The sequence below is a fragment of the uncultured Aquincola sp. genome (assembly GCF_964001545.1).
In the GTDB taxonomy this organism is placed as follows: domain Bacteria; phylum Pseudomonadota; class Gammaproteobacteria; order Burkholderiales; family Burkholderiaceae_C; genus Aquincola.
In genome coordinates this window covers 1-1,781 of the sequence record NZ_CAXFDV010000345.1, presented here as the reverse complement: position 1 = coordinate 1,781, position 1,781 = coordinate 1, and the positions used below count along the sequence as shown (strand labels likewise).

The window sequence follows — 1,781 nt, the reverse complement described above, 5'->3', positions numbered from 1 at the left end:
CTCAAGCCCGGCTATGCGCCGCTGGAGCAGTACGCCGAGGTGCCCAGCATGAAGCAGGGCCCGTGGACCGACGTCTATGCGCTGGCCGCGGTGGTGTACTTCGCCATCCAGGGCCGCACGCCGCCGGTGTCGGTGGGCCGGATGATGGGCGACAGCTACCAGCCGCTGGCCGAATCGGCCCGCGGGCTGTACAGCCCTGCCTTCCTGGCCGCGGTGGACCGGGGGCTGAAGGTGCGGCCGGAAGACCGCACGCCATCGATCGCCGAATTCCGCGCCGACATGGGCCTGGGCCCGGGCAGCGTGCCCGAGGTGCAGACGGTGCTGCATGCCGATGCTTCGCCTGCCGCCAGCCCCGCACCGGCGCCGCGTGCGCCAGCGCCGGCTGCGGCGGGTGCTGTGGCCCCCCGCAGCAAGTCGGGCCTCTACCTGGGCCTGGGTGCCGGTGCGCTGCTGCTGGGCGGCGTGGGCGCGTTCTTTGCGCTGACCCCGGGCCAGCCGACGACCGCGCCTGCGTCGGGTCCGGTGGCCACGGCGCCCGCACCCGCTGCGGCGACGGACCCGGTCGCGCAGGGCACATCGGCCACCGCCACAGGGCCCGCCCCCACGGCGCCGCCCGCACCCGCCGAAGCCCCTGCCCCGGCGCCCGTGGCCAACGCCCCCTTCAGCATCGATCGCGAGTTCGACCGCATCGTGCAGGCGGCCACGCCCGGCTTCACGGTGGAAGCCTCATCGGCCAAGCCGCAGTTGCGCATCGGCCGCGACCGGCTGCGCTACACCGTCACCTCGTCGCGCGACGGCTATGTGTACACGCTGGTCAAGGGGCCGGACGGTTCGCTGCTGCTGCTGCACCCCAACACCATGGCGCGGGGCAACCGCATCAGCGCCGGCAAGCCGCTGGTGCTGCCGCCGGCCGATGCGGCCATCGAGACGTCGGAGCCGGCCGGCCGCGAAGACTTCCTGATCCTGGTGTCCGCCGTGCCACGCAGCTTCGACCACCTCAAGGGCAAGCGCGACACCTTCCTGTTCCTGCCCACCGGGGCCGAGGCCGAGGCGCTGGCCGCCGCGCACAGCGGCCCGGGCTCCACCTTCGCCGGCCGCCCCGGCAACTGCGAGGGCGAGGCCTGCACCGCCTACGGCGCCGTGCGCTTCAACGTGGACGTGGTGAAGTAGGCGGCGTGGCCGTTGGCGTGGCCAGCATCGCCGGCGAGAAGGCTTCGAACACCCGCAGCAGCATGCCGCGCCGCCAGAAGACCGAGCTGCGCGCGGCCACCACGGCCGCCGGCCACGGCTCGCCGGCCACCATGCGCCACGCTTCATCGGCACGGTGATGCCAACGGCTGCCACGCGCATGCCACTGCGGCCGCAGCGGCGTCCGGGTGACGGCAGGGTCGTCGAACAGCAACGCCGCCAGCGGGCGGGTGCCCAGGCCCACCAGCGCCTTCCAAGGCCCGTTCAAGGCCGCATGCGGCGCCACGCTGCGGGCCCACACCACCGGCGCATCGCCCACATGCAGCACCACCTCGCGCACCAGGCATCGCGTGCCGGGCGGTACGCCCAGATCGGCGGCCTCGCCGGGCAGCAGGGGCGCCACCTGCTGGCGCAGGCACTGCACCCGCACCTCGCCGCCCCAGGCGAACAGGCGCTGCGTCAGCGAGCCGGGGGCCTGCTGCCAGCGGCTGGCCTGCTGCCGGGCGGTACGGGTCACTTGGCCGTGGGCATCACGAACTCGGCGCCCTTGGGCGTGCTGGCGGGCCAGCGCTGCATCACCGACTTCTGCTTGG

The 1,781-nt window shown here is 74.3% G+C and carries 2 protein-coding genes; one reads left to right on the top strand and one right to left on the bottom strand.

All coding sequences use genetic code 11. The annotated features are described in order from the left end of the window. Nucleotides 1–1,170, top strand: a 1,170-nt coding sequence (locus ABNT58_RS12010) for a DUF4384 domain-containing protein (protein WP_348753708.1), incomplete at its 5' end; no start/stop codon positions are given. Here ABNT58_RS12010 and ABNT58_RS12005 read toward each other — a convergent pair. Next, a complete protein-coding gene (locus ABNT58_RS12005) occupies nt 1,148–1,705 on the bottom strand; it encodes a chorismate lyase (RefSeq protein ID WP_348753707.1) in 558 nt (185 codons plus the stop codon). The genes ABNT58_RS12010 and ABNT58_RS12005 overlap by 23 nt on opposite strands. Between the last annotated feature and the right edge of the window lie 76 nt (nt 1,706–1,781).